The following is a 19,652-nucleotide window of genomic DNA, read 5'->3' as shown; positions in this document are numbered from 1 at the left end:
TCTGGGCGCATGGCTTCACGGTTTCTTCGGCCGGACTCGCTGGCCGTTCACGCCGGTCGCGAGGACCTGGCGGACCTCGGCGTCCACGCGCCGCCCCTCGACCTGTCGTCGACCAACCCGCTGCCCGACGTCGAGGCGGGCGGGCTGTCCTACGAGGCCATGGCGTCGGGCGGGACGCCGCTGGCCGAGGGCGGCGCGGTGTACGCGCGGCTGTGGAACCCGACGGTCGCGCGGTTCGAGGAGGCCCTGGCCGCGCTGGAGCACGCCGAGGCCGCGGTGGCGTTCTCGTCCGGGATGGCCGCGTTCACCGCCGTGACGCTCGCGCGGGTCCACGAGACCGGCCGCCGCCACGTCGTGGCGGTACGGCCCCTGTACGGCGGCACCGACCACCTGCTCACCTCCGGGCTGCTCGGCACCGAGACGACGTTCTGCCGGCCCGGGGAGATCGCGGGCGCGGTACGGCCCGACACCGCCCTGGTCGTCCTGGAGACCCCGGCGAACCCGACGCTCGACCTGGTCGACATCCGCGCCGCCGTCACCGCCGCCGGGCCGGTCCCGGTGCTGGTCGACAACACCTTCGCCACCCCGGTCCTGCAGAACCCGCTCGACCACGGCGCGGCGTTCGCGCTGCACAGCGCGACCAAGTACCTCGGCGGGCACGGCGACGTCATCGGGGGCGTCGTCGCCTGCTCCGCCGAGCACGCGGCCGCGCTGCGGCGGGTCCGCGCGGTCACCGGGGCGCTCCTGCACCCGCTGGGCGGCTACCTGCTGCACCGGGGCCTGGCCACGCTGCCGGTCCGCGTCCGCGCCCAGCAGGACAACGCGCGGCGCGTCGCCGCGTGGCTGGCCGCGCACCCGCAGGTCACCGCGGTCCACTACCCGGAACTGGCCGGGGACCCGCGCGGGCTGCTGGGCCGCCAGATGCGCGGCCCGGGCGCGATGCTCGCGGTCGAGCTGCGCGGAGGCTACGCGGCGGCCCGGAACGTCACCTCCGCCGTCCGCCTGTTCACCCACGCGGTCTCCCTCGGCGGCGTGGACTCGCTGATCCAGCACCCGCGCGCCCTCACCCACCGCCCCGTCACCGCCGAGGCGAAGCCGGGCGAGGGCCTGGTCCGCCTGTCGATCGGGCTGGAGGACCCCGCGGACCTGATCGCCGACCTCGACCAGGCCCTGGCGCCGGACCGGTCCGCGCCCCGGTCCGGCGGCGAGGCCGGGGCGGACGCCGGACGGCAGCCGGTCGCGCACTGACCGGCCGCCGCCCCGGCGGGGCCCTTGTGTCGTGGCTCACACGAGATCTACGATCACGGCATCGAAGCGCTTCGACACGCTCTCGACGCGAAGGAGCCCCGATGTACCGACGCGGATTCCTGGCGGCCTCCGCGCTGGCGGCCGGGGCGGCGGCGCTGCCCCCGCCGTCCGCCCGCGCCGCCGCCCCGCCCCCCGCCCTCGCCCCCGGCAACCGCCACGCCCTGCAAAAGCGCTTCGTCGACTGGCGCTTCGGCATGTTCCTGCACTTCAACATGGGGACGTTCCACGACGCCGAATGGGTGGAGCCCGACCGCGACCCCGCCTCGTTCGCCCCCGCCGACCTGGACTGCGGCCAGTGGGCCGACGCCGCCCGCGCCGCCGGGATGCGGTTCGCCGTCCTGACCGCCAAGCACCACGACGGGTTCTGCCTCTGGCCGTCCCGGCACACCCCCTACACCGTGGCCGAAAGCCCGGTGAAGCGCGACATCGTCCGCGAGTACATGCGCGCCTTCCGCGCCCGCGGCGTCACCCCCTGCCTGTACTTCTCGATCTGGGACCGCACCAACGGCGTGGGCCCCAAGGGCTTCGACGACCGGCCGCCGATCACCCGCGACCGGATCGAGTTCGTCAAGGCGCAGCTCACCGAGCTGCTCACCGGGTACGGGCCGGTCCCCCTGCTGATCCTCGACGGCTGGGCCTGGCACTGGGCGTTCGGGCACCAGAGCGTGCCGTTCGGCGAGATCCGCGCGCACATCGCCGCCCTGCAACCCGACTGCCTGGTGCTCGACCTCAACGGGCTGACCGTGCCGTGGCACTCGGACCTGCTGTTCATCGAGGAGACCAAGGGCGGCGTGTTCTGCCCGCCCGGCAACACCCTCGCGGCCTCGCAGGGGCAGACCGTCTCCCCGGCGGGCTGGTTCTGGCACCCCTCCACGCCCGCGACCCTGCTCAGCACCGAGCAGATCGTGGACGGCCACCTCACACCGCTGGAACGGCGCTACTGCACCTTCATCCTCAACTGCCCGCCCAACCCGCGCGGCCTGCTGGACGACGAGGTCGTGACCAGGCTGCGGGAGGTCGGCCGCGCGTGGCGGCCCGACCGGTCCCGGCCGCCGCTGCCCGCCCAGCCCGACGTGCTGCGCCACCCGCTCACCCCGGTCGCCTCCGACGCCCCGGCCGCCGTGGACGGGCACAGCGACTACGGCTGGAACGGCCAGGCCGACCAGACCCTCTGGACGTCCGGCACGCCCCTGCCCCAGGCGGCCACCCTCGACCTCGGCCGGGTGTTCACCGGCATCGACGCCGTGGGCTACCTCCCGCGCCAGGACACCCGGACGCCCGGCTCGTTCGAGGAGTTCGTCACCACCGGCAACATCACCGGCTACCGGGTGCTGACCAGCGTCGACGGCAGGCGGTTCCGGCCCGTCGCCGAAGGCCGGTGGGCCGCCGACCACGCCTACAAGCTGGTCCGCCTCCGCCGGCCCGTGGCGGCCCGCCACGTCCGGCTGGAGGCGCGGGCGACCGTGGGCGGCGGGCCCGCCGTCGTCAGCGAGATCGACTGCGGCGGGCTGAACCGCAGGCCCCGGCCCCTGTAACCGCGCCCGCGCCGACGGCGGCGCACGCGCCCGGCCACTTGTGGGGCGTGCGCCCCGTCGCTTAGTCTCACCGTGCGGAAAGCGCTTTCCCGCTGCCTGTTCGGACGATGATCCCGGGAGGGACCCGATGACAACCCGCACCCTCGGCGTGGTGATGAACGGCGTGACCGGCCGCATGGGCTACCGCCAGCACCTCGTCCGCTCCGTCCTGGCGATCAACTCCGCCGGCGGCGTCGCCCTGCCCACCGGCGAGCGGGTCCTGCTGAGGCCGGTGCTCGTCGGCCGCAGCGAGGCCAAGCTGCGCGACCTGGCCGGACGCCACGACATCCCCGACTGGACCACCGACCTGGACGCGGCGCTGGCCGACCCCGCCAACCAGGTCTACTTCGACGCCCAGGTGACCTCCGCCCGCGTCGGGGCCGTGACGCGCGCCATCGAGGCGGGCAAGCACGTGTACGCCGAGAAGCCCACCGCCGAGACCCTCGAGGACGCCATCACGCTGGCCAAGACCGCGCGGGCCGCCGGGGTGAAGAACGGCGTGGTGCAGGACAAGCTGTTCCTGCCGGGGCTGCTGAAGCTCAAGCGGCTGGTCGACGGCGGGTTCTTCGGACGGGTGCTGTCGGTGCGCGGGGAGTTCGGCTACTGGGTGTTCGAGGGGGACTGGCAGGCCGCCCAGCGGCCGAGCTGGAACTACCGGGCCGAGGACGGCGGCGGGATCGTGCTGGACATGTTCCCGCACTGGCACTACGTGCTGGAGAACCTGTTCGGCCGGGTCGAGGCCGTCACCGCGCGGGCGGTCACGCACGTCCCGGGCCGCTGGGACGAGGCGGGCGGCCGCTACGACGCGACCGCCGACGACGCCGCCTACGGCATCTTCGAGCTGGCGGGCGGGGTCGTGGCGCAGATCAACTCCTCCTGGACCACGCGGGTGTTCCGGGACGAGCTGGTGGAGTTCCAGGTGGACGGCACCGAGGGCAGCGCGGTGGCGGGCCTGCGGCGGTGCCGCGTCCAGCACCGCTCCACCACGCCCAAGCCGGTGTGGAACCCGGACCTGCCGGCGACCGAGCCGTTCCGGGAGCAGTGGCAGGAGGTGCCCGACAACGCCGAGTTCGACAACGGGTTCAGGACGCAGTGGGAGATGTTCGTGCGGCACGTGGCGGCCGGCGAGCCGTTCCCCTACGACTTCGCCGCCGGGGCGCGCGGCGTGCAGCTCGCCCAGGCGGGCCTGCTGTCGTCCACCGAGGGCCGCCGCGTCGAGCTGACCCCGATCGACTTCGGCGGGGAGGCGTGATGATCGGCCGCGAGCACCGCCGGCTCCGCGCGCGGACCGTGCCGGGCGGACCCGGGCGCACGCTCTGGCTGCCCACCGCCGGGGGCGGCCTGACCGAGCACGCCGTCGGCGACCCGGTGGACTGGCCGCGCCCCGCCGCGCCGCCCGCGAACCGCGTCGCGTACGCCGCCGCCCACGTGGTGGCCGACCCCCGCGCCGACAACGGCCCCGGCCGCCCCGCCACGGTGGACTGGGACGCCACCCTGCGGTTCCGCCACCACCTGTGGTCCCACGGGCTGCGGGTGGCCGACGCCATGGACACCGCCCAGCGCAACATGGGCCTGGACTGGGCCGCGACCGCCGAGCTGATCCGGCGCTCCGCCGCCGAGGCCGCCGCCGTCGGCGACCCGGCCGAGCTGGTCGCCTGCGGCGCGGGCACCGACCACGTCCCGGACGCCGGCTCCCTCAAGGCGGTCGTCGCCGCCTACGAGGAGCAGATCGAGACGGTCCGCGCGGCGGGGGCCGGGGTCATCCTCATGGCCAGCCGCCAGCTCGCCCGCGTCGCCCGCGGCCCGGAGGACTACCGGGAGGTCTACGGCACGCTGCTGCGCCAGGTCGACCGGCCGGTGATCCTGCACTGGCTGGGGGAGATGTTCGACCCGAACCTGGCGGGCTACTGGGGCTCGGCCGACCTGGACGAGGCGTGCGGGCACTTCCTGGCGCTGGTCGGCGAGCACGCCGCGCACGTCGACGGCGTGAAGGTGTCGCTGCTGGACGCCGACCGCGAGGTGTGGCTGCGCGAGCGCCTGCCGGACGGCGTCCGCCTCTACACCGGGGACGACTTCCACTACCCGGACCTGATCGCCGGTGGCAGCGACGCGCTGCTGGGGATCTTCGACGCGATCGCCCCGGCCGCCGCGACCGCGCTGCACGCGCTCGACGCGGGCGACGCGGACGCCTACCGGGCGGCGTTCGAGCCGACCGTGCCGCTGGCGCGGAAGATCTTCGAGGCGCCGACCTACCACTACAAGACCGGCATCGTGTTCCTGGCCTGGCTGAACGGCCACCAGGACGCCTTCGCCATGGTCAACGGCGCGCACGGCGCCCGTTCGGTCGTCCACCTGGCCGAGGTCTTCCGGCTGGCGGACGCGGCGGGGCTGCTCGCCGACCCGGGCCGCGCCGTCGCCCGCATGCGCGCCCTCCTCGCGACCTACGGAGTGGACCGATGACCAGGCTGTCGCTCAACCAGTGGACGACCCGGCACTGGTCGGTCGCCGAGGCCGTGGACGGCTGCGCCCGGCACGGCGTCCCCGCGATCGGGCTGTGGCGGGAGAAGGTCGCCGAGCACGGCCTGGCCGCCACCGCCAAGCTCGTGCGCGACGCGGGCCTGCGCGTGTCCTCCCTGTGCCGGGGCGGGTTCCTCACCGGCGACACCTGGCCACGCGACAACCGCGAGGCCATCGACGAGGCCGCCGAGCTCGGCGCGGCCTGCCTGGTCATGGTCGTCGGCGGGCTGCCCGGCGTGACGCCGGGCGGCCCGCCGGGCCCGCGCGCCTCCCGCGACCTCGCCGGGGCGCGCCGCCGGGTCGCCGAGGCCCTGGCCGCCCTGGTCCCCTACGCGGCCGAACGGGGCGTCCGGCTCGCGCTGGAGCCGCTGCACCCGATGTACTGCGCCGACCGCGCGGTGCTGTCCACCCTCAAGCAGGCCCTCGACCTGGCCGAGCCCTACCCCGCCGAACGCGTCGGGGTCGTCGTGGACACCTTCCACGTCTGGTGGGACCCCGAGGCGCCCGCGCAGATCGCGCGGGCGGGCGACCGGATCGCCAGTTACCAGGTCTGCGACCAGATCCACCCGCTGCCCGCCGACGCGCTGCTGGGAAGGGGGATCATGGGCGACGGCGTCATCGGGTTCGGGCCGCTGACCGAGGCCGTGCGGGACGCGGGCTACACCGGCGACGTCGAGGTCGAGATCTTCAACGCCGACGTGTGGGCCGCCGACCCCGACGAGGTGCTGGCGACCGTCCGGGCGCGCTTCGACTCCCTGGTGCGGCCCGCCCTCGGCTGACCGCCCCTCCGGGCGCGGGCGGGGTCAGACCCGCCGCGTGCTGGCGCGCAGCACGACCTCGCCCGCGACGCTCTCGACGCTCGGCCGCTCCCGCTCCTCCAGCGCCAGGTCCAGCGCCCGCTCGCCCATCGCGGTGAGCGGCAGCCGGACCGTCGTCAGGGCGGGCACCTGGTCGCGCAGCGTCTCGATGTCGTCGAACCCGGCGACCGACAGCGTCCCCGGAACGTCCACGCCCCGCTCCCGCAGCGCCGCCAGCGCCCCGACCGCCATCACGTCGTTGACCGCGAAGACGCAGGTGACGTCGTCCAGCCCGGAGTCGGCCAGCGCGCCCGCCGCCGCGTGCCCGCCGTCGCGGTCGAACCCGCCGGGGACCACGCGCGGCGCGGGCAGGCCGAGGCCGGCCAGGGCCGCGGCGAACCCCTCGGTGCGGTCGGCGGCGGTCAGCAGGCGCTCCGGCCCGGCCAGCACCGCGAACCGCCGGTGCCCCAGCTCGGCCAGCGCGCGGGCCAGCGCCGCGGCGCCCTCGCGGTTGGCGGGCGCGACGGTGTCCACGCCGAGCCGGTCCTGCCCGATGCAGGCGACCCGCCCGCCGGCCGTGCGGTACCGCTCGATCTCGGCGGCGAGGCGTTCGGTGACGGCCGGGTCGGCGGTGCGGGACCCGGCCAGCACCACCGCCCGGACCCGCTGCGCGCGCAGCGTGGACACCAGGGAGATCTCCCGCTCGGGGTCGCGGTGCGTCGCGCCGATCATCACGGTGCAGCCGTGCCGGTCGGCGGCCCGCATCGCGCCCTCGGCCAGGGCGGCGAAGTAGGGGTCGGTGAGCGCGTGCACCACCAGCCCGACCACGTTGCTGGACCCGCGGGCCAGGGTCTGCGCGGTCACGTCGGGCTCGTACCCGAGCTCGGCGGCGGCCCGCTCGACCCGCTGGCGCAGCGCGGCGCCGACCCGGCGGTTGCTGCCGTTCAGCACGCGTGAGGCGGTGGCGAGGGAGACCCCCGCGCGGCGGGCCACGTCCTCAAGCGTGATCACTCGGTCCCCCTGGTGCGACGGTCGGACGGCGCTGTGCCGCCACCCTACCGTGGTAAGCGCTTTCCAAAGGTAGTCCCCGCCGCGCGGCGGCCTTGGGGGCCCTCCCCGGCGACCAGGGGCCGGGACGAGGAGGGCGGCCATGGCACCGGCGGCGTCACCAGGAGAAGCGGAACACCGTCGTGGAGGCGCGCGTCCCGCCGGGGCGCAGCACCGTCGACGGGAACGCGGGCTGGTTGGGGGAGTCGGGGAAGTGCTGGGTCTCCAGGCAGAACCCCGCGCCCTGCCGGTAGGCGCGCCCGCCGGTCCCGACCACCGAGCCGGTGAGGAAGTTGCCCGAGTAGAACTGCACGCCGGGCTCGGTGGTGAGCACCTCCATCGTCCGGCCCGACCCCGGCTCCTCCACGCGGGCCGCCGGGAGCAGCGCGTCGGCGGGCGCGTCGCGCAGCACGAGGGTGTGGTCGTAGCCGCTGCCGACGAGCAGCTGCGGATGCGGGTCGCGGAGGCGCTCCCCGATGGCGCGCGGCGCGCGGAAGTCGAACGGGGTCCCCTCCACCGGCGCGATCTTCCCGGTGGGGATCTGGTGCCCGTCCACCGGCAGGTACCGGTCGGCCGCGACGGTCAGCACGTGGCCGTACACGTCGCCGGAGTCCTCCCCGGCCAGGTTGAAGTAGGAGTGGTTGGTGAGGTTCACGACGGTCGGCGCGTCGGCGGTCGCCCGGTAGTCGATCCGCAGCGCGTCGCCGGTGAGGGTGTAGGTCACCTCGGCGCGCAGCGTCCCCGGATAGCCCTCCTCGCCGTCGGGGCTGACGCGGGCGAGGGTGACGCGGTCCGGGCCGGAGCCGGTCACCTCCCAGACGCGCCTGTCGAAGCCGCGTTCGCCGCCGTGCAGGCTGTTGGGGCCGTTGTTGACCGGCAGCCGGTGCTCGCGGCCGTCGAGCCGGAACCGCCCGCCCGCGATGCGGTTGCCGTAGCGGCCGACGACCGCGCCGAAGTAGCGGCTCCTGGTCAGGTAGTCCTCCAGGGTGGAGCAGCCGAGCACGACGTTGGCGCGCCCGCCGTCGCGGCCGGGGACCTCCAGCGTCTGGACGACGCAGCCGTAGGTGAGGATCCGGGCGCGCAGCCCCGAACCGCTCTCCAGCGTGTGGCGGTGCACGGCGGTGCCGTCGGGCAGGGTTCCGAACTTCTCGCTCATCAGGGGTCCTCACCGGGGAAGCCGCGCGGGCGCGGCGGTGGACTCGCGGACGACCAGTGTCGTCTGCAGGCTCGTCACGGAGGGTCCCGCCTCCTCGGCGCCGACCTGCTGCAGCAGCATGTCGACGGCGGTGCGGCCCGCCGCGACCGTCGGCATCGCCACCGTGGTCAGCTTCGGCCGGGCCAGGCGCCCCTGCATGATGTCGTCGAAGCCGACCACGCTGACGTCTCCGGGGACCGCGACGCCGCGCTCCTCCAGGCCCTCCAGCAGGCCGATCGCCATCAGGTCGTTGTAGGCGAGCACGCCGGTGGCCCCGGCCGCCAGCACCTCCGGCGCGGCCAGCAGCCCGCCCTGCTCGGTGGGCGCGTTGGGGCCGAGCGCGGTCAGCCGCGCGCCCGCCTCGGCCGCGGCCCGCTCGGCCGCCTCCTGGATGAGCCCGCTGTTCCAGGAGCCGGACGGGCCCGTCAGCAGCGCCAGCTCGCGGTGCCCGAGCGAGGTCAGGTGCCCGACCGCCTGCCGGGCCCCGTCGGCGACGTCCATCAGCACCGCGGGCAGCCCCCTGACCGGCCGGTTCACCACCACGAACGGCACGTCCCGGCGCAGCCGGTCGATCGCCCGGTTCGACAGCCGGGGGCTGCACAGCAGCACCCCGTCCACCTGCTTGGAGAAGGTCTGGATCAGCTCCTCCTCCACCCGGGGGTCCTCGTCGGTGTCGGCGACGAACACGTGGTAGTCGCGCAGCCGGGCGTGCGCCTGGGCGGCCTTGATGAGCGGCGGGAAGAACGGGTTGGCGATGTCGGCGACGATGAGCCCGATGTTGTGGGTGCGGCCGGTGGTGAGCGCGCGGGCGGCCCGGTTGGGCCGGTAGCCGAGCCGTTCGGCCTCCGCCAGCACGCGGGTGCGGGTCTCCGGGTTGACCAGGTGGGGCGCCGAGAACGTGCGCGACACCGTGGAGACGTGCACACCGCAGGCCCGCGCCACGTCACGGATCGTTACGGCCAAGGGGAGTCCTCTCGTCGGGGCGTGGCCATTATGCAACCGTTTGCAACCGAAGCAAAGACCAGAACTCATTGTCGCAAACTGGGCCTTGACGTTTCGTCCGGATGACGCCAATGTTTCCTGCAACCGGTTGCGGTGTGACGGGGCCCACATCCCCCGTCGCCGCCCGGACGTGCCCTTCCACCCCCGTTCCCTGTCGTTCCCCCGTCCCCGAAGGTCGGGCCGGTCCCGAGGCGCCGTTGAGTAAGCGCTTTCCCGGTCCGGTCGCCGAACTCGCACGAAGGAGGCGCTCGTGGCAACCGCCGACCTGAGCGTGACCGAGGGCGTCGCCGGGCGCGGCCGCCGCCGGTCCACGCGCGGGCCCCGCACGCCATACGCGCTGATAGCGCCCGCGGTGCTGCTGATGATCGGGTTCCTGGTGTACCCGATGGCCAGCGTCTTCTACTACAGCCTCCAGCACTACAACGTCACCAAGCCGTGGGACAACGGCTTCGCCGGCCTGGACAACTTCCGCCAGATGTTCGGCGACGCCCTGTTCTGGCAGAGCCTCGGGTTCAGCGCCAAGTGGGTCGCGGCCACCGTCGGCTTCCAGCTGCTGCTCGGCCTGGGGCTGGCGCTGCTGGTGAACGAGTCGTTCGTCGGCCGGGCCCTGTCGCGGGCGCTGGTGTTCTCGCCCTGGGCGGTGTCCGGCGTGCTCACCACCAGCATCTGGGTGCTGCTCTACAACCCGACCACCGGGTTCACCAGGTACCTGGCCGACCTCGGGCTGGGGCAGCACGGCTCGTCGCCGCTGGCCGACCCGGGCGCGGTGTTCCCGGCGGCGGTGCTGACCGAGCTGTGGCGCGGCGTGCCGTTCTTCGCGATCCTGCTGCTGGCCGACCTGCAGAGCATCCCCAGGGACCTGTACGAGGCGTCCGCCGTGGACGGCGCGTCCCGGCTGCGCCGCTTCTGGCACATCACGCTCCCGCACCTGAAGGACGCCATCATCCTGTCCACGCTGCTGCGCGCGGTGTGGGAGTTCAACAACGTCGACCTCCTCTACACCCTCACCAACGGCGGACCCGCCAACCAGACCACCACGCTGCCGCTGTACGTGGCGCACAAGGCGACGGTGGCGCACGAGTTCGGCTACGGCTCGGCGCTGACGGCGGCGGCGTTCTTCATCCTGCTCTTCTGCTCGATCCTCTACCTGCGCCTCAGCAAGTTCGGAGGTGACCGGACATGACCCGGTCGACGACCACGACGGCGACCGGCGGCCCCGCCGACACCGGGACGCCCACCGTCGGCCGGGACGCCCCGGCCGCGAAGGAACCGGCGCGCGGGGCCGCGCCCCGGCGGCGCGGGAGCGACGGGGCCCGCCCCTGGGAGATCTGGGTCCCGCTCGGGCTGTACCTGGCGTTCACGCTGGTGCCGTTCTACTGGATGCTGCTGTACGCGTTCCGGCCCAGCGGCACCACCGGCCTGCTGCCCTGGCCGCTGACCCTGGACCACCTGCTCCGGGTCTGGAACGAGTCCGGGTTCGGCGTCTACTTCGCCAACAGCCTCAAGGTCGGGCTGGTGTCGATGGTCGCCACGACCGTGGTGGCGCTCGCCGGCGGCTACGGCCTGGCCCGCTACGACTTCCGCGGCAAGAAGGCGTTCCTGCTGGCGATGCTGTGCACGCAGTTCATCCCCGGCGCGCTGATGCTGGTCCCGCTGTTCGAGATCTTCAAGACGGTGGGCCTGGTCAACAGCCTCTGGAGCGTCATCGTCGCCGAGACGGTGTTCCAGCTGCCGCTGTCGCTGATCCTGCTCAGCGGGTTCATCCGGAACGTGCCGCGGGAGCTGGAGGAGGCCGCCTGGGTGGACGGCTGCTCGCGGTTCCGGGGGTTCCTGGTCACGGTGCTGCCGCTGCTGCGGCCCGGACTGATCGCGGTGGGGTCGTTCGCGTTCATCCACAGCTGGAACCACTTCCTGTTCGCGCTGATGTTCCTCAGCGACCAGGAGAAGTACACGGTGCCGGTCGGGCTCAGCTACACCATCGGCGAGTCCGGCAGCGACCTCGGCTCGCTGGCGGCGGGCGGCGTGGTCGCGGCCGTCCCGGTCATCGTCGTCTTCGCGCTCATCCAGCGGTACCTGGTCAAGGGCCTCAGCGCCGGGGCGGTGAAGGGATGAGCGCCCTGGAGCCGGGCAGCCGGGTGCTGGTCACCGGCAGCGCGGGCCGGTTCGGCCGCAGCGTGGTCGCCGACCTGGCCGCCGCCGGGCACGAGGTGGTCGGGATCGACCCCGCGCCCGGCACCCCCGAGGCGTGCGCGACGGCGCTGCCGGCCGACCTGACCGACCTCGGCGAGGCGTACGGGGCGCTGACCCGGTTCCGGCCGCGCGCGGTGGTCCACCTGGCGGCGATCGCGACCCCGTTCAGCCGCACCGACGCGTTCACCTACCGGGTCAACACCCAGCTCGCGTTCAACGTCTGCGAGGCCGCCGTCCACACCGGCGTGGAACGCGTCGTGGTCGCCAGCAGCCCGACCGTCATCGGCTACGGCGCGCCGCACGGCTGGTCCCCGTCCTACCTGCCGATCGACGAGGACCACCCGGCCGAGCCCTGGAACGCCTACAGCCTGTCCAAGCTGGCCGCCGAGCAGACGATGCGGATGTTCGCGGCCGCGGCGGGGGACCGGACCCGGCTGGCGGCGGTGCGGCCCTGCTTCGTGGTGGCCCCCGAGGAGTGGCGGGGCGCGCCGACCCAGAGCGGCCACGGCATCGCCGAACGCCTGGACCGGCCCGAGCTCGGCGGGGTGTCGCTGTTCAACTACGTGGACGCCCGCGACGCCGCCGACCTGGTGCGCGTGCTGCTGGACGCGCTGCCGGAGCTGCCCAACGGCGAGGTGTTCTTCGCGGGCGCGGCCGACGCGCTGGCCCGCGAGCCCCTGGCCGACCTGCTGCCCCGCGTCGTGCCCGCGACCGCGCCGCACGCCGCGGCCCTGACCGGCACCGCCCCCGCCTTCTCCGGCGCCAAGGCCGAACGGCTGCTCGGGTGGCAGCCCAAGCGCAGCTGGCGCACCGAACTCGCGATGGAGATCTGATGCAGCTCAGCGGAGTCCTGTTCTTCCCGGTGACGCCGTTCGGCGCCGGCGGCGTCGATGCCGGGGCGCTGGCCGAGCACGTCCGCGCGGGCCTGGCGCACGGGCCCGGCGGGGTGTTCGTGGCCTGCGGCACCGGGGAGTTCCCCAGCCTGTCGGCCGCCGAACACGACCTGGCGGTCCGCACCGCCGTGACGGCCGTCGCCGGGGCGGTCCCGGTGGTCGCCGGGGCGGGCGGCCCGCTCGGCGCGGCCCTGGAGCAGGCGCGGCAGGCCGCCGACGCCGGGGCCGACGGGCTGCTGCTCATGCCGCCCTACCTGGCGCAGGGCCCGGACGAGGGGCTGCGCGCCTACGTCGCCGCCGTCGCCGGGGCCGCCGGGATCCCGGTGATCCTCTACCAGCGCGGCGGGGTGGTGCTCGACCCGGGCGCCGCCGTCGCGCTCGCCCGGATCCCCGGCGTGACCGGCCTGAAGGACGGCGTCGGCGACATCGACCGGATGGCCCGCGTGGTGCTGGCGGTGCGCCGCGCGATCGGCCCGGACTTCACGTTCTTCAACGGCCTGCCCACCGCCGAGCTGACCCAGCCCGCCTACCGGGGCATCGGCGTGGACCTGTACTCCTCGGCGGTGTTCTGCTTCGCGCCCGAGGTCGCCGTCGCGTTCCGCGCCGCCCTCGACAAGGGCGACACCGAGCTGACCGGGCGGCTGCTGGCCGATTTCTACGCCCCGCTGGTGGAGCTGCGCAGCAGGGTCCCCGGCTACGCGGTGTCGCTGGTCAAGGCCGCCGTCCGGCTGCGCGGCCTCGACGTCGGCCCGGTCCGCGCGCCGCTGGTGGAACCGGCCGCCGACCACCTCGCCGAGCTGGAACGCCTCCTCGACACCGGCCTGTCGATCGCCGGGACCGCCCGATGACGGTCATCGCCGACCTCGCCAGCACCCTGCACCGGGTCCCGATGATCCGGCCCTGGGAGCCCGGCCGGACCTTCGTCGAGCTGGTCGTCACCCGGCTGACCACCGGCGACGGCCGCACCGGGACCGGTTTCTCCTGGGCGCCCAACGTCGGCGGCGCGGCGGCGCACGCCCTGCTGGAGACCGACGTGCGCGAGGCCGCGCCCGGCCTGCCCGCGCACCCGGCCGTCGCCTTCGACGCGCTGTCGTGGCGGCTGCACGAGGCCGGGTACGGCGGCCTGACGACGACGGCGCTGGCCGCCGTCGACCTGGCGCTGTGGGACCTGGCCGCCGCCGACGGCCTGACCGCCGCGCTCGGCCGCCGCCGCGCCGCCGCCCCCGTCTACGGCAGCGGCGTCAACCGCCACTACACCCTGGAGGAGCTGGTCGCCCAGGCGCGGCGCTGGGCCGACGCGGGCCTGACCGCCGTGAAGATCAAGGTGGGGCTGCCCGACCTGGCCGAGGACGTGGCGCGGGTCGCGGCCGTGCGGGACGCGGTCGGGCCCGGCGTGCGGCTGATGCTGGACGCCAACCAGCGCTGGGACCTGTACCGCGCCCTGCGGGCCGCCGAGGCGCTGCGCCCCTACGACCCCGCGTGGCTGGAGGAGCCGCTGCCCGCCGACGACGTGCAGGGCTACGCGCGGCTGCGGGCGGCGGCGGGCGTGCCGGTCGCGCTGGGCGAGAACACCCACACCGTCCGGCAGTTCCGCGACCTGCTCACCGCCGGGGCCTGCGACGTGCTGCAACCCAACGTGGTGCGGGTCGGCGGGATCACCCCGTTCCTGCGGATCGCCGAACTGGCCCGCGCGTTCGGCGTCCCGGTCCACCCGCACCTGCTGCCCGACCTGTCCGGGCAGCTCGCGTGCTGCCTGCCGCTCCCGGCGATGGTCGAGGACGTCGAGGACGCCTCGTTCGCCGCCCTCGGCCTGCTCGCCGGCCCGCCCCCGGTGCGGATCGAGAAGGGCCTGGCGCACCCGGGCGACCACCCCGGCCTCGGCCTGCGCTTCGACGAGGCCGTCCTCGCGGCCACCCGGCACGACCCGGGGACGCGCCGATGAGCCCGGTCGGGGTGGTGCTGGTCGGCGCGCACGGCCACGGCCGCTGGCACCTGGACAACCTGCGCGCGCTGACCGCCGCCGGCCGGGTGCGGCTGGCCGGGATCTGCGACCTGACCCCCGTCGACGCGGTCGACCTGGAGGGGCTGGGCGTTCCCGAGCAGTCCGCCGACCTGGCCCGCCTGCTGTCCCGGACCTGGGCGCGCGTCGCCATCGTGGCCACGCCGATCCCCACCCACGCCGACCTCACCCTCACCGCCGTCGCCCACGGCGCGCACGTGCTGCTGGAGAAGCCGCCCGCCGCGACCTACGCCGACTTCGAGCGGACGCTCGCCGGGGTGACCGGGTCCGGCCGCGTCTGCCAGGTGGGCTTCCAGAGCCTGGGGTCCGGCGCCATCCCGGTGATCAGGAGGCTGGTCGCCGAGGGCGCGATCGGCCGGGTGCGCGGCATCGGCGCGGCCGGGGCCTGGCACCGCGACTCCTCCTACTACGCCCGCGCGCCCTGGGCCGGGCGGCGCAGCGTCGGCGGCGTCGCGGTCGCCGACGGGGCGCTCACCAACCCGTTCGCGCACGCCCTGGCCACCGCGCTGGCCGTCGACGGCAGCGAGGGCGCGGGCGACGTCGACGCGATCGAGGTGGAGCTGTACCGCGCCCACCCGATCGAGGCCGACGACACCGGATGCCTGCGGCTGCGCACCGCGCGCGGAACGGTCGTCACCGTCGCGGTCACCCTGTGCGCGCCGGACCGCAACGAGCCCTACCTGCTGATCCACGGCGACCGGGGCCGCATCACCCTCACCTACACCCTCGACCGGGTCGAGCTGGAGCGGGACGGGACCACCGACACGTTCACCTGCACCCGCACCGACCTGCTGTCGAACCTGGTCGACCACCTGGACGGCGAGGCCGAGCCGCTGGTGCCGCTGCACCGCACGGCCGCGTTCATGCGGGTGCTGGAGGCGGTGCGCACCGCCCCCGACCCGCGCCCGATCACCGCCGAGCAGCAGCACGTGACCGTCGCGGGCGGGGTGACCCGCCGGATCCTGCCCGGCGCCGCCGAGCACGTCGCCGCCAGCGCCGAACACCTCGCCCTGTTCTCCGAACTGGACATCCCCTGGGCGAAGAAGGACCACCCATGACGCACTCATCGACACTCCTCGGTCCAGACCGGGCGGCGCCATGACCCTGCCCATTGCCGCGCCTCCGCGCGGCCGGTCCTGGCGCTTTGACGCCAGGTCTTCCCTCGTCGCTTACAAGATCGCTCGCAAGCTCCCGATCTTGACGCTCCTCGGTCCAGACCGGGCGGCGCCATGACCGAGTCCGTCGAGCTGACCGTCGCGGGGCGGTGGGTCGCCCGGTACGTGACGCGCGCGTACCTGGGGGAGGGGCTGTCGCCGCGCCCCTACCTGCACCCGGTGCGCACCCTCGGCGGCGTCGAGGTCACCGAGCTCATGCCCGCCGACCACCCCCACCACCTGGGCGCGTGCGTGGCGATCGCCGACGTCGGCGGCCGCAACTTCTGGGGCGGCCGCAGCTACGTGCGCGGCCGGGGGCCGGTCTGGCGCGACGACCACGGCGTCCAGCGGCACCTGAGCTGGACGCGCCGCGCCACCGACGCGTTCGGCGAGTCCCTGGCCTGGATCGACCGGCACGGCGCGGTGGTGCTGCGCGAACAGCGCGACGTGACCGCCCGCCCCGCCGGGGACCACTGGGCGCTGGACCTGACGTTCCGGCTGACCAACGTGTCCGGCGGCCCGCTGCGCATCGGCAGCAGCGCCACCAACGGCCGCCCCGGCGCCGGGTACGGCGGCTTCTTCTGGCGCGCCCCCGGAACCGCCGCCGACCTGCGCGTGTTCACCCCCGACGCCGAGGGCGAGGAGAAGGCCCACGGCGCGGTCGCCCGCTGGCTCGCCATGACCGGGACCGCCGCCGACGGCAGGCCGTGGACGCTGGCGTTCGCCGGCGGCGACGACACCACCCGCCGCGACCCCTGGTTCGTCCGCGCCGCCGAGTACCCCGGCGTCGGCTCCGCGCTCGCCTGGCAGGAGCCGCTGACGCTCGGCAACGGCGCCACGGCGGAACGCCGCGTCGTCACGCTCGTCGCCGACGGGGCCCTCGCCGCCGACGACGTCGATCCCCTCCTGGAGGAGCTGTGAGCGGAACCGCGAGCCCGACGGCCGCCCTCCCGTGGCGCGCGGACCTCGGCGACGGCACCTACCGCAACCCGGTGCTGCACGCCGACTGGTCCGACCCCGACGCGATCCGCGTCGGCGACGACTACTACCTGACCGCCTCCAGCTTCCACCGGGTGCCCGGCCTGCCGGTCCTGCACTCCCGCGACCTCGTCAACTGGACGATCGCCGGGCACGCGCTGCCCGATCCCGAACCGGCCGCCGCCTACACCGCGCCCCGGCCCGGCTGCGGCGTGTGGGCCCCCGCCCTGCGCCACCACGCCGGGCTGTTCTGGATCTTCTATCCGGACCCCGACCACGGCCTGTACGTCGTCACCGCCGCCGACCCCGCCGGGCCGTGGAGCCGCCCGCGCCCGCTCAAGGCGGGACGCGGCCTGATCGACCCGTGCCCGCTGTGGGACGACGACGGCCGCGCCTACCTGGTGCACGCCTGGGCCAGGAGCCGCGCGGGCTTCAACAACCGGCTCACCCTGCACCGGATGAGCCCGGACGGCGACCGCCTGCTCGACGGGGGGACCGTCGTGGTGGACGGCGACGCGATCCCCGGCTGCCGCACCCTGGAGGGCCCCAAGCTGTACCGGCGCGACGGGTGGTACTGGATCTTCGCGCCCGCCGGGGGAGTGGCGCACGGCTGGCAGTCGGCGTTCCGCGCCCGCGACCCGTTCGGCCCCTACGAGCACCGGATCGTGCTGGCCCAGGGCGACAGCGACGTCAACGGCCCGCACCAGGGCGCGTGGGTGGACACCCCCGGCGGGGAGCACTGGTTCCTGCACTTCCAGGACCGCGGCGCCCACGGCCGCGTCGTCCACCTCCAGCCGATGCGCTGGCGGCCGGACGACGGCTGGCCCGTCCTGGGGGCCGACGGCACCCCCGTGCCCTCCCACCGCAGACCGGCGACCGGCGCGGACGGCCCGCCCGCCGCCCCCGCGGCGGGCGACGACTTCACCGGGACCGCGCCCGGCCCGCAGTGGTCCTGGCAGGCCCGGCCCGACCCGGCGTGGTGGGAGCTGCCCGCGCCGGGGCGGCTGCGGCTGGCCTGCCGCCCGGACGCCGCCGTGGACGACCTGCGCCGCCTGCCCAACGTGCTCGCCCAGCGCCTGCCCGCCCCCGCGTTCACCGCGACCACCGGCGTGACGCTGGCCGGCGGCGTCCCCGGGGCCCGCGCCGGCCTGACGGTGCTCGGCGACTCCTACGCCTGGATCGGCCTGGAGCAGACCGGCGGGGGACCGGTCCTGGTGCACCGCGTCGCGTCCCGGGAGGACGACCGCGAACGCGACGCCGCGCCCCCGGTCCCCCTGCCCCCGGGCACGGAGGCCCGCCTGAGGGCGCGGGTCAGCGAGGGCGCGCGGGTGGCGTTCCTGGCCGACACCGGCGACGGATGGCGGCAGGTGGGCGGGACGTTCACCGCCACCCCCGGACGCTGGGTCGGCGCGTCCCTGGGGATCTTCGCCGCCGCGCCCGGGGACGCGCGCCCCGCGGGCCGCGCCGACTTCGGGGCGTTCCGGGTGAGGGGAGAGGAGCACCTGCCGTGACCGCGCGTTCCGCGCGCCGCCCCGCGGGCGGCGGCTGAGGGACCGAGAACACCGAAATCGGGGGCAACCACAGGCCGACGCGGCACCGACCGCGTCATTCAGGAAGGGAACAACGACGATGTCTCGACGCGGCCCCCTGCCCGGACTGCGGTCCCGGCTCACGGCAGCCTCGGCGGTCGCCGTCGCCGCCTGTCTCGCCCTGGCCGGGTGCGGCGGCGGCTCCGGCGGCCCGTCCGGCGGCAAGGGCGAGATCACCTTCTGGGACGGCAACGCCAGCGCCTCCGGCACCCCCGTCTGGCAGCAGATCATCCGGGAGTTCCAGAACCGCAACCCCGACATCAAGGTCAAGTACGTCTCGTTCCCGATCGCGCAGGCGCAGCAGAAGTACGACACCGCGATCGCCTCCGGCGGGACCCCCGACGTGGGCCTGATGTCCACCTCGCTGCTGGCCAACGTGGCCGGTCAGCAGGCCCTGGACCCGCTGGACGACCGGCTGGCGGGCAGCCCCCTCAACGGGAGGCTGTCGCCGAAGCTGCTGGAGCTGGTGAAGGCCGCCGGACCCGACGGCAAGCTGTACGAGCTGCCCCAGACCACCAACACCGGCATCGTGTGGTACCGGTCCGACTGGTTCAAGGAGAAGGACCTCAAGCCCCCGACCACCTGGAACGACTTCTACACCGCCGCCGAGAAGCTGACCGACGCCGGGAACAACCGGTTCGGGTTCACCATCCGCGGCGGCGCCGGGTCGATCGCGCAGGCGCTGGAGTTCGCCTACGCCCAGTCCGGCATCCCCACCTTCTGGGACGCCTCGGGCCGGACGACGGTGAACGACCCCCGCAACGTCGCCGCCGTCGAGAAGACCGTCGCGCTGTACAAGAAGAACACCCCCAGCGCCGACGTCAACAACGACTACCTGAAGATGAACGCCCAGTTCGACGGCGGCAGCATCGGCATGATGCAGCACAACCTGGGCTCCTACATCGACCACCAGAAGGCGCTGGCGGGCAAGTTCGCCGGGACCCCGGTGCCCCCCTCGCCCGACGGCACGTACGTGCTGCTGTCCAACCCCGTCGGCGGCCTGTCCGTGTTCAAGAAGAGCAGGAACAAGGACGCCGCCTGGAAGTTCGCCGAGTTCGTCTCCGGCAGGGAGATGAACGACCTGTGGAACTCCAAGGTCGGCCAGATCCCGGCCAACACCGAGTCGGCCACCGCCGAGTGGGTGAAGGGCAACACGACGCTGGAGACGGCGGTCAAGGTCCTCAACGACCCCCAGACCAAGATCGTCCAGATGCCGTACCACCTGCCGGAGTTCAACGCCATCACCAAGGCCGAGAGCGAGCCGCTGTACCAGAAGGTGCTGCTCGGCCAGATGTCGGCCAAGGACTTCCTGGACCGGCTCGCCGCCAAGCTCAACGAGGCCCAGGCCAAGTACAAGCAGCGCCGGGGCGACTGACCCTCCGGACCGC

The 19,652-nt window shown here is 74.8% G+C and carries 17 protein-coding genes; 14 read left to right on the top strand and 3 right to left on the bottom strand.

The genetic code is table 11. The features are described 5' to 3' along the window. The first annotated feature begins 9 nt into the window (after positions 1-9). From HNR61_RS43955 to HNR61_RS43935, 5 genes are all read left to right on the top strand, one after another. Complete coding sequence (locus HNR61_RS43955; RefSeq protein ID WP_182849084.1) at positions 10-1,248, top strand: trans-sulfuration enzyme family protein; 1,239 nt, start codon at positions 10-12, stop codon at positions 1,246-1,248. 101 nt (positions 1,249-1,349) lie between these two features. Continuing rightward, entirely contained in the window at positions 1,350-2,843 is a 1,494-nt protein-coding gene (locus HNR61_RS43950) for an alpha-L-fucosidase (protein ID WP_182849083.1), read from the top strand. Between the two features lie 127 nt (positions 2,844-2,970). Next, positions 2,971-4,134 carry a Gfo/Idh/MocA family protein gene (locus HNR61_RS43945; RefSeq protein ID WP_182849082.1) on the top strand — a complete coding sequence of 388 codons (1,164 nt, stop codon included), beginning with the start codon at positions 2,971-2,973 and terminating at the stop codon, positions 4,132-4,134. After that, entirely contained in the window at positions 4,134-5,342 is a 1,209-nt protein-coding gene (locus tag HNR61_RS43940) for a dihydrodipicolinate synthase family protein (protein ID WP_182849081.1), read from the top strand. The genes HNR61_RS43945 and HNR61_RS43940 overlap by 1 nt, the downstream gene beginning before the upstream one ends. Beyond that, positions 5,339-6,178 (top strand): sugar phosphate isomerase/epimerase family protein, encoded by an 840-nt coding sequence (locus tag HNR61_RS43935; protein WP_182849080.1) that lies wholly within the window; start codon positions 5,339-5,341, stop codon positions 6,176-6,178. Before HNR61_RS43940 ends, HNR61_RS43935 begins: the two co-directional genes overlap by 4 nt. Before the next feature lie 24 nt (positions 6,179-6,202). On the opposite strand, the gene HNR61_RS43930 is transcribed toward HNR61_RS43935, so the two are convergent. The 3 genes from HNR61_RS43930 to HNR61_RS43920 form a co-directional block, all read right to left on the bottom strand. Then, positions 6,203-7,207 carry a LacI family DNA-binding transcriptional regulator gene (locus tag HNR61_RS43930; protein WP_312898386.1) on the bottom strand — a complete coding sequence of 335 codons (1,005 nt, stop codon included), beginning with the start codon at positions 7,205-7,207 and terminating at the stop codon, positions 6,203-6,205. 154 nt (positions 7,208-7,361) lie between these two features. Next, the gene (locus tag HNR61_RS43925) at positions 7,362-8,399 is read right to left on the bottom strand and encodes an aldose epimerase family protein (protein ID WP_182849078.1); all 1,038 of its coding nucleotides are present in this window, start codon (positions 8,397-8,399) and stop codon (positions 7,362-7,364) included. A gap of 9 nt (positions 8,400-8,408) precedes the next feature. Then, on the bottom strand, positions 8,409-9,401 hold the full coding sequence (locus HNR61_RS43920) for a LacI family DNA-binding transcriptional regulator (protein WP_182849077.1): 993 nt from the start codon (positions 9,399-9,401) through the stop codon (positions 8,409-8,411). 289 nt (positions 9,402-9,690) lie between these two features. Between HNR61_RS43920 and HNR61_RS43915 the strand changes: the two genes are divergently transcribed. The 9 genes from HNR61_RS43915 (at position 9,691) to HNR61_RS43875 (ending at position 19,639) form a co-directional block, all read left to right on the top strand. Further along, entirely contained in the window at positions 9,691-10,623 is a 933-nt protein-coding gene (locus tag HNR61_RS43915; RefSeq protein ID WP_245681441.1) for a carbohydrate ABC transporter permease, read from the top strand. Continuing rightward, the gene (locus HNR61_RS43910) at positions 10,620-11,552 is read left to right on the top strand and encodes a carbohydrate ABC transporter permease (RefSeq protein ID WP_182849076.1); all 933 of its coding nucleotides are present in this window, start codon (positions 10,620-10,622) and stop codon (positions 11,550-11,552) included. The genes HNR61_RS43915 and HNR61_RS43910 overlap by 4 nt, the downstream gene beginning before the upstream one ends. Next, positions 11,549-12,463 (top strand): NAD-dependent epimerase/dehydratase family protein, encoded by a 915-nt coding sequence (locus tag HNR61_RS43905; RefSeq protein ID WP_182849075.1) that lies wholly within the window; start codon positions 11,549-11,551, stop codon positions 12,461-12,463. Before HNR61_RS43910 ends, HNR61_RS43905 begins: the two co-directional genes overlap by 4 nt. Then, a complete protein-coding gene (locus HNR61_RS43900) occupies positions 12,463-13,371 on the top strand; it encodes a 5-dehydro-4-deoxyglucarate dehydratase (protein WP_182849074.1) in 909 nt (302 codons plus the stop codon). Before HNR61_RS43905 ends, HNR61_RS43900 begins: the two co-directional genes overlap by 1 nt. Continuing rightward, on the top strand, positions 13,368-14,465 hold the full coding sequence (locus HNR61_RS43895) for a mandelate racemase/muconate lactonizing enzyme family protein (protein WP_182849073.1): 1,098 nt from the start codon (positions 13,368-13,370) through the stop codon (positions 14,463-14,465). Before HNR61_RS43900 ends, HNR61_RS43895 begins: the two co-directional genes overlap by 4 nt. After that, positions 14,462-15,601 (top strand): Gfo/Idh/MocA family protein, encoded by a 1,140-nt coding sequence (locus HNR61_RS43890; protein ID WP_182849072.1) that lies wholly within the window; start codon positions 14,462-14,464, stop codon positions 15,599-15,601. The genes HNR61_RS43895 and HNR61_RS43890 overlap by 4 nt, the downstream gene beginning before the upstream one ends. A gap of 171 nt (positions 15,602-15,772) precedes the next feature. Beyond that, complete coding sequence (locus tag HNR61_RS43885) at positions 15,773-16,618, top strand: DUF6807 domain-containing protein (protein WP_182849071.1); 846 nt, start codon at positions 15,773-15,775, stop codon at positions 16,616-16,618. Further along, the gene (locus tag HNR61_RS43880) at positions 16,615-18,186 is read left to right on the top strand and encodes a glycoside hydrolase family 43 protein (RefSeq protein WP_182849070.1); all 1,572 of its coding nucleotides are present in this window, start codon (positions 16,615-16,617) and stop codon (positions 18,184-18,186) included. The genes HNR61_RS43885 and HNR61_RS43880 overlap by 4 nt, the downstream gene beginning before the upstream one ends. A 118-nt stretch (positions 18,187-18,304) precedes the next feature. Next, positions 18,305-19,639 (top strand): ABC transporter substrate-binding protein, encoded by a 1,335-nt coding sequence (locus HNR61_RS43875; RefSeq protein ID WP_182849069.1) that lies wholly within the window; start codon positions 18,305-18,307, stop codon positions 19,637-19,639. The last annotated feature ends 13 nt before the right edge of the window (positions 19,640-19,652 follow it).

This window comes from Actinomadura kijaniata (assembly GCF_014138665.1).
Lineage (GTDB): Bacteria > Actinomycetota > Actinomycetes > Streptosporangiales > Streptosporangiaceae > Spirillospora > Spirillospora kijaniata.
Note: the sequence above shows the minus strand (reverse complement) of the source record. Positions and strands in the feature narration are given on the sequence as shown.